Below are 7,270 nucleotides of genomic sequence, written 5' to 3' on the forward strand. Positions count from 1 at the left end.
TGCCCATGTTCCCCGAGCATTCTTGTTATGTTGAGTTGTTTTCCGGTGGCGCAGCGTTGTTCTTTATGCGCCCAACGCCTGCTAAAGTAGAGGTACTCAACGACATCAACGGACAGCTCATCAATCTCTATCGTGTGGTACAACACCATTTCGACGAGTTCGTCCGTCAGTTCGAGTGGACGCTGACCAGCCGCGAGACATTCTCCTGCCTGCAAAACACGCCGCCCGAATGCATGACAGATATTCAACGTGCCGCTCGTTTCTTCTACCTTCAGCACAACGCTTTCGGCGGCAAAACCGTCCAGCAGCATTTCGGGACAGCTACCACGTCAAAAGCGTGGGATGCATCTCAGATTGAGGTTAAATTAAAGGCTGCTAAAGACCGTTTAAAAGGTGTTTATATAGAGAATGAATCGTGGGATCGTTGCTTCAAGCGATATGACCGTGAGCATACCTTCTTCTATGCAGACCCACCATATTGGCAGACCGCAGGCTATGACCAATCATTTGGCTGGGAGCAGTATGAATTACTGGCCAAGGTAATGGCAGAGAGTAAGGGTAAGGTCATGCTATCCATTAATGACCACCCTGATATCAGGGAATTGTTTAAAGATTTCCGTATCACCCAACTGGAGCTGGCTTATACAATCGGAAGAAATAAAACTGGTAAAGCCAGTGGAGAATTGGTCGTATGTAATTGGTAAAATAAAAAGCGACGGTAGCGTCGCTTTTCTTATTTCTCATCATCCGATATAGTGCAAAAGCTGTCGAAACTTTCGCGGGACCTAGAGTGCAAAAGTTACTGCAACAAAGTGCAAAAGTCGGCGGCGGCTTACAAAAGGCCGTCTGAAACTTTAAAAGTTTCAGACGACCTTTTTCAAAATCATCAGAATTTAAGGTTAAACAGTATTTCAATACCCTGTACTTACCTGTTCCTATTTTCGCAGCTGATGTGTCTTTAAGACAAATAAAAAAGCACTGATATAATCAGTGCTTTTTAAATAATGGCGCGGCGGACGGGGCTCGAACCCGCGACCCCCGGCGTGACAGGCCGGTACTCTAACCAACTGAGCTACCACCGCGCATCCACTGTCAAAGACAATGAAAGGAAACTTGGTGGGTGATGACGGAGTCGAACCGCCGACATTCTGCTTGTAAGGCAGACGCTCTACCAACTGAGCTAATCACCCGATAAGCTGACATTAAATCAAAAAATCAGGCTACGCGCAAGATTTTTATTTAAATAAAAATATATCCCATTGAAAGAATATGGAATATTTTATTTAACCTCAAAAATTACCAATATACCGTTCTATCAATCAAAAATCAAATGTCCCAATTTATCCGCTTTAGTATGCAGATAACGTTCATTTTCCACATTTTCGCCGACATGTAATGCAATCCGTTCGACCACATTAATGCCGGAATCTTTCAATGTTTGGATTTTTTCAGGATTATTGGTCAACAACTTGACTTCACGAATATGCAGATAATCATAAATCTGCTTGGCCAAAGTGAAGTCGCGTGCATCAACAGGAAGGCCGAGCGCTACATTGGCCTCAACCGTATCCAAGCCCTGATCTTGCAGACGATAAGCACGGATTTTGTTTATCAAACCAATGCCCCTGCCTTCTTGGCGCAAATATACGATAACGCCACGCCCTTCTTTCTGAACGGTCTGCATTGCTGCTTGAAGCTGAGGGCCGCAATCACATTTCACCGAAAATAAAGCATCGCCAGTCAAGCACTCGGAATGAATACGTGACAACACAGGCAGGCCGTCTGAAACATCGCCCATCGTCAATGCAACATGCTCCTGACCACTCTCTTCTTCAAAGCCGTGCATGGTAAATTCGCCCCATTCCGTAGGCAAACGGCATGACGCGACAAACTTCAACGCGTTACTCATTTTCCGCTTCCTCGCTTTCAGCCACGCCCAACAGATTTTTCAAAGAATCCAACAGCGCCAAGGCAAGGGCAATCCAAGCCACCAATACTTCATCGGGCGCGCCGTCTTTGACATCAAACTCGGCATGTACCACACCCAAAACCGCACCGCTGGGCATACAGACAGGAACTGAAATCTGACTCAAACCGGGATGATTGCGTTCGTCCGACAATTCACCAATTTCCTGCCAATACGCCACATTCTGACAAACATTCATCCAACCGCTTTGCGCCGTACGCACAGCCAAAAAAGCCTGTCCGGACTGCTCGTCGATTGGAATCACATTTTCCAACGGCACGCCCCAACGGCTCAGTCGAACCAGAGACAACGCGCCATCTTTCGGAAACGCTGTATAAACCGCTGCGCTTTTCAAATGCTCGGTGCGCTCGGCAACCGAATCCAAAGCCATAAAAATCTGTTTCAGCAACAATTCATGTTCGGCATCAACATAATCCGCCAACTGCCAACCGTCTTCAGACGGCCACAAAATCGAACGCTCAACAGAAGCATTTCCCATTTTAATCACAGCCTGGGCAGTCAAATAAGCAACATGTATCTCATCCGCAGGCAACTTCAAACCTTGCGTCTGCAAAAAATCTTTAATCAATAAAGCAGGCATCTGCCCTTCCTCACCAATAGTAAAGTTGAGGCCGTCTGAAAACAAACCCTGCTTTCAGACGGCCGGAATAAACCATTATATAAGGGATAAGCCGAAAAATTCAAGCAAACAAGACTTTGCACCCCCATTAATCTTGTGTATAATCCACGGTTCAAATTAGTGCGGACGTGGCGAAATTGGTAGACGCACCAGATTTAGGTTCTGGCGCCGCGAGGTGTGAGAGTTCGAGTCTCTCCGTCCGCACCACCTAACCCCTTTACGGGGCTTTTTTTTCGTCTAATCTCGCCCAACGCGGGCAACCAATCCCAGTAATATCAATGCCTTAAGGCCAATCAACCGCTTTCTAATCGTCTAATACAAATAATGCCGTTTAATTGAGTAAACCACAAATTGTGGGTATGATTCAGGGAATCAGCCAAAACCACTGAAAAACATCCCCACAATGCCACTAAACGACCGCCAAATTAAAGCTGCCAAACCGTCTAACACTGGAAAGAAAGTTAAGTTATTTGACGGAAACAGCCTATATCTTGAAATTACGCCAGCGGGCGGAAAAATATTCCGCATGAGATACCGCATGAATGGCAAAGATAAAGACTTCACTATCGGGAAATATCCAGCCGTTTCACTGGTAGAAGCCCGACAAGCCACCGAAAACGCCCGCCGCATGATTGCACAAGGGCAAGACCCTACCAAAGCCAAGCAAGAAGCCAAAGCAGCCCAGCAAGCCGCCTTGTTAAATACTTTTGAGCATTTGGCCAAGCAATGGCACGAGGACAATTTGCCCCGCTGGAAAGAACATCACGCCGAGCGAATCATGCGTTATTTGAAAAATGACGTTTTCCCAGTCATTGGGGAAATCCCCGTTAATGAAATCAAGGTAACCCACATCAAAACCCTGCTTGATTCCGTGATGGCGCGGGGCGTTACTGATACCGCCGACAAAATCAGGGGCTGGATAGGGGCGATTTTTGACTATTCCGCCATGCTGGAAATTTCAGAAAACAACCCCGCCCGCCTGTTGAAAAATCACATTCCCAATTTACCCACCAAACATAAACCCGCCCTGCCCCGTGAAGAATTGCCGGAGTTTTACCGCCGCCTGATACTGGCAAACAATATAGAGCGGCAAAACAAAATTGCCATCATGCTGATCATGCTGGTATTTGTGAGAAATAACGAATTGCGCGGCGGCCAGTGGCAAGAAGTGGACTTTAAAAACAAGCGTTGGATTATTCCCGCCGAAAGAATGAAGCACGAAAAGATGAAGCCAAAGCCCGCTTTATGTGTTCCTCTTTCTGATTGGGCAATAGAGCTTCTTCAAGAGTTACACACGCTGACAGGGCATAGCCGGTTTATGTTTCCAAGTAGAACCAACGTAAACCGCCATATCAGCGAGAACACACTAGGGAAAATCATTAACGAGAAACTAGGCTATAAAGGCAAGGCCACGCCGCATGGCTTCAGAGCAGTAGCAAGTAGTCTGCTTTATGAAAACAACTTCAACGGCGGCGCGATTGAAACACAGCTTGCCCACGTTGAAGAAGATAAAACAAAGGATTCATACGCCTACATGGCCGAGTATATGCCCCAGCGTATCGAGTTTATGCAATGGTATAGCGACTATTTGCGGGAGCAATACAACCAGGCATTACAGATGATCCAAGAGAGCAGGACGGTTTAAAAATTCCCTATGCGCGTGAGTAAATATAGTGGTTACACTGGTTACCACAAAATTTAACAAATATAACTATATGAATATAAATATAAATACAAAGAAAAAGCGGTAACCAGTTAACGTAAATTTACTGGTTACCAACTGGTTACCACTGGTTACCAGTTTATACAAGTTTGATATTCCGGAATATTTTTTAGTTTAGAGGTATTACATGGTTTCTATCGCATATCCAAGAAACGTTGCAGTATATAACCCAAAATATGCAGCTATATTCAATATTACTAATAGCCCAGAATTTGAGGACGCACTAGGGGTTTTTAGCTGGCAAGCCCAAAGGGTGTTGACTAGAACATTTCAAAGCCTTGAAAAATTTGAGCATGGTGTATCGCTATGGAGTTATAAGGAAACTTACAAAGTTTCTTTAGTCGAGGAACAAGTTAATGACGCGTTAGAAAGGTATCAGGAGCAACACGGCGGACTAATTGATTATGCAGAATATTTTTATCCTGTAATAGAAGAGTTAAACTTTGGGCAAAGTTTTGAAATGCTTCTAGAAATGCAGTATTTCATTACAGCAAAGGCCATTTATGAGTATGTTTCAAACTTCAAAGACAAGCCATTGCAAGAAAATTTTAGTCAATTCAAAACAATAGCAAACTTAATTACAGCATCAATAGAGTTTATGTCTTTGGAATTGAGAAAAGACCAAATCAGCATAGAGGCAATAACAGAAAACGCCAAAAAAGCAAGCAAAGCCAAGCAAAGCCCCTATGAGAAAGCAGGAACGATAGCAGCCGTAAATCAGTTACTGGAGGAAAAAAAGGAAATGCTGAATCAATGGGGTGGAAAATCAGAGTTATGTAGAATTATTCAAGACTTAATTGTCACTAAGGGCATCCCATGCCCGGCAAAAAGAGAGCCAACGGAAAAAACTATCATGAAATGGATTAATCAATTCCAAAAAAACATGGAATTAACAAGCTAATTTTAGGAAGTCAGCATGGTATTACAGGAAGTCAGCATGGTATTACCTAAACAGCCGCCCACAGAGGCGGCTATTATTTTGCCTGTCATCCAACCCGATTAAAGAAAGGCAAAACCAAATGGATAACAAAGTATTGAGAGCGGACGATACTGCCCGCGCATTAGGTGTTTCACGAGCGACTATCTGGAATTGGGCAAACCCTAAGAGCCGCCATCACCGCCCCGATTTTCCCCGCCCTTTCAAAATTTCTGCCAATGCGACAGGCTGGCTTGCAAGCGAGATTGACGACTATATCGGCAAACTGGCAGCCAAACGCGAAGAGCAGGCAAATTGATTTATTGAGCGCAAAACAAATGCCGCCTGAACGGCCATTCAGACGGCAGAAAGGATTACTTAGTATGGAAAGCAATTTTACCAGCGGCAGAGCAAAAACGCCAAGCCAAAGAGAGCGAGTTTTAGCCCGATTGAGAAAAGGAAGTGCCACGTCATGGGAGCTTTCACAGATGGGCATACTTAGCTACAACACACGCATTATGGAGCTTCGCAGGGCGGGGCATGAAATCATAACCGTGATGGAAGAAGTAACAAACCAATTTGGGGAAACCGTGAAGCGTGGACGGTTTGTATTAATCAATTAAATCAGGAGCTTTAAACATGAATGAATATTTAAAAACAGTTTTTGCAACCCGTCAAAAATTACTGAAAGAGGAAGAGGACAAATGCAGTGAACTGACCGCCCAAATTGAAGCGGCTGAAGCCGGTGTTTCAGAGGCGGAAGCGGTGATCAATGAATTTGCGGGGCTGAGAAGCAAGCGCAAAGGAATATTTGCCGATTTATTGAAGATGGGCAAACCCACAAACACCGAAGAAGCCAAAGAGCTTGATTCAGAGATTGCCGCCAAGCGAGAAGAGGCAGACCGCGCCGCTGATGTGCTGGAAGTACAAAAAGAACTGTTGGAAAGCCTATTTAATGACCGCCGCCAACATCTGAACCGTATTTCAGAGCTTCGCAATTTGCTGGCCGTTTCCCGCTATGAAATGTTTATTGCCGGCATTGAAGAGACCCACTTACCTGAATATTTAGAGGCCGCCCGCGCCTATGCCAAAGCCGCCGCAAAACTGGCAGGAATCGGCAAGGCCGCCATTGAAATGAGAACGAATCTTCAGGAAAACGGTTTGCGGCCTGATTGCCGAAACTATGGGGAATCTATGCCGAATCGAATAATTGATTTACGTTTGCCGGGCTTCTTCAACATGATGGACAACACCGGCGGGGAAGAAAACGCTATTTTCGACATCTTTAAAGACATAGAGAAAGAAAAAGAAGCGGTTTTCAATAGCTTGAAGTAGCAACACCCAAACAGCCGCCCAAAGGCAGAAAACAGCTATTGGGCGGCTTTTTGAAAGGATTAAGACATGACACCAAAGCAAGAACAGTTTGCCCGCCTGTATGTGGAAACGGGCAATGCAAGCGAAGCATACCGGCAGGCCTACAACGCCGACAACATGAAGCCTGAAACGGTAACCAATGAAGCCTATAAGCTGCTACAAGCCCCCGATATTTCCGCGATGGTAGATAACCTCAAGGCAGAGGCACGGCAACGCCACGCGGTAACAGTGGACGACCTGTTACACGAACTGGAGCAGGCGCGGGCGGCGGCACTGACAGCCCCTACCCCGCAAAGCAGCGCGGCAGTATCGGCCACGATGGGCAAGGCTAAAATGCTTGGCTTATTAGTGGATAAAACGGAAATCAAGGCAGAGGCGGAAATACAGGAAAAGCCGAAAAGTTATGTATCTTCGATTGTGGAATCACTCACGGAGGAAGAGAAAAAGGCAATTTTGGATTTAGCCCTCAAGACACATAGGGGCAAATGGGAGGCAGTAACACTTGCAGACATTGCCGCTGTTACAGGTAAAGACCCTGACAAGACGTGCTATGCCGTCATTCTTATTACGGCACTGGACAGAATCTAATGTTAAATCGCCCAATCCTGTAAAAAACCATTTGACAGATTGAGCTTTGGGAAGCAGAATTAA

Annotated in this window: 9 protein-coding genes and 3 tRNA genes; 8 read left to right on the plus strand and 4 right to left on the minus strand. The window is 45.4% G+C overall.

Annotated features, from left to right (window positions below; all coding sequences use genetic code 11):
- On the plus strand, nucleotides 1-704 hold a 704-nt coding region (locus HMPREF2871_RS07440; RefSeq protein ID WP_070629758.1), incomplete at its 5' end, for a DNA adenine methylase.
- Between the two features lie 301 nt (nucleotides 705-1,005).
- Here HMPREF2871_RS07440 and HMPREF2871_RS07445 read toward each other — a convergent pair.
- The 4 genes from HMPREF2871_RS07445 to HMPREF2871_RS07460 form a co-directional block, all read right to left on the minus strand.
- A tRNA-Asp gene (locus HMPREF2871_RS07445) sits at nucleotides 1,006-1,082 on the minus strand.
- 32 nt (nucleotides 1,083-1,114) lie between these two features.
- A tRNA-Val gene (locus HMPREF2871_RS07450) sits at nucleotides 1,115-1,190 on the minus strand.
- Between the two features lie 125 nt (nucleotides 1,191-1,315).
- On the minus strand, nucleotides 1,316-1,909 hold the full coding sequence (gene ribA / locus HMPREF2871_RS07455) for a GTP cyclohydrolase II (RefSeq protein WP_004520747.1): 594 nt from the start codon (nucleotides 1,907-1,909) through the stop codon (nucleotides 1,316-1,318).
- Entirely contained in the window at nucleotides 1,902-2,567 is a 666-nt protein-coding gene (locus tag HMPREF2871_RS07460) for a hypothetical protein (protein WP_039862446.1), read from the minus strand. The genes ribA and HMPREF2871_RS07460 overlap by 8 nt, the downstream gene beginning before the upstream one ends.
- 161 nt (nucleotides 2,568-2,728) lie before the next feature.
- Between HMPREF2871_RS07460 and HMPREF2871_RS07465 the strand changes: the two genes are divergently transcribed.
- The 7 genes from HMPREF2871_RS07465 to HMPREF2871_RS07495 all read left to right on the plus strand — a co-directional run bounded on the left by HMPREF2871_RS07465 (nucleotide 2,729) and on the right by HMPREF2871_RS07495 (nucleotide 7,207).
- Nucleotides 2,729-2,813: transfer RNA gene (locus tag HMPREF2871_RS07465), tRNA-Leu, on the plus strand.
- Between the two features lie 196 nt (nucleotides 2,814-3,009).
- Nucleotides 3,010-4,251, plus strand: coding sequence for a tyrosine-type recombinase/integrase (locus tag HMPREF2871_RS07470; protein ID WP_049344857.1), 1,242 nt, complete (start codon nucleotides 3,010-3,012; stop codon nucleotides 4,249-4,251).
- A gap of 205 nt (nucleotides 4,252-4,456) precedes the next feature.
- Nucleotides 4,457-5,230, plus strand: coding sequence for a hypothetical protein (locus tag HMPREF2871_RS07475; protein ID WP_049344856.1), 774 nt, complete (start codon nucleotides 4,457-4,459; stop codon nucleotides 5,228-5,230).
- Nucleotides 5,231-5,348: 118 nt separating this feature from the next.
- Complete coding sequence (locus tag HMPREF2871_RS07480) at nucleotides 5,349-5,564, plus strand: helix-turn-helix transcriptional regulator (RefSeq protein ID WP_049344855.1); 216 nt, start codon at nucleotides 5,349-5,351, stop codon at nucleotides 5,562-5,564.
- A gap of 64 nt (nucleotides 5,565-5,628) precedes the next feature.
- Entirely contained in the window at nucleotides 5,629-5,868 is a 240-nt protein-coding gene (locus HMPREF2871_RS07485; RefSeq protein ID WP_049344854.1) for a helix-turn-helix domain-containing protein, read from the plus strand.
- A gap of 16 nt (nucleotides 5,869-5,884) precedes the next feature.
- Nucleotides 5,885-6,580: a hypothetical protein gene (locus HMPREF2871_RS07490; RefSeq protein ID WP_049344853.1), complete on the plus strand. Its 696-nt coding sequence runs from the start codon at nucleotides 5,885-5,887 to the stop codon at nucleotides 6,578-6,580.
- Nucleotides 6,581-6,646: 66 nt separating this feature from the next.
- The gene (locus HMPREF2871_RS07495; RefSeq protein ID WP_049344852.1) at nucleotides 6,647-7,207 is read left to right on the plus strand and encodes a terminase small subunit; all 561 of its coding nucleotides are present in this window, start codon (nucleotides 6,647-6,649) and stop codon (nucleotides 7,205-7,207) included.
- Nucleotides 7,208-7,270: the final 63 nt, after the last annotated feature.

The sequence above is a fragment of the Neisseria sp. HMSC067G12 genome, assembly GCF_001812725.1.
GTDB classification, from domain to species: Bacteria; Pseudomonadota; Gammaproteobacteria; order Burkholderiales; family Neisseriaceae; genus Neisseria; species Neisseria perflava.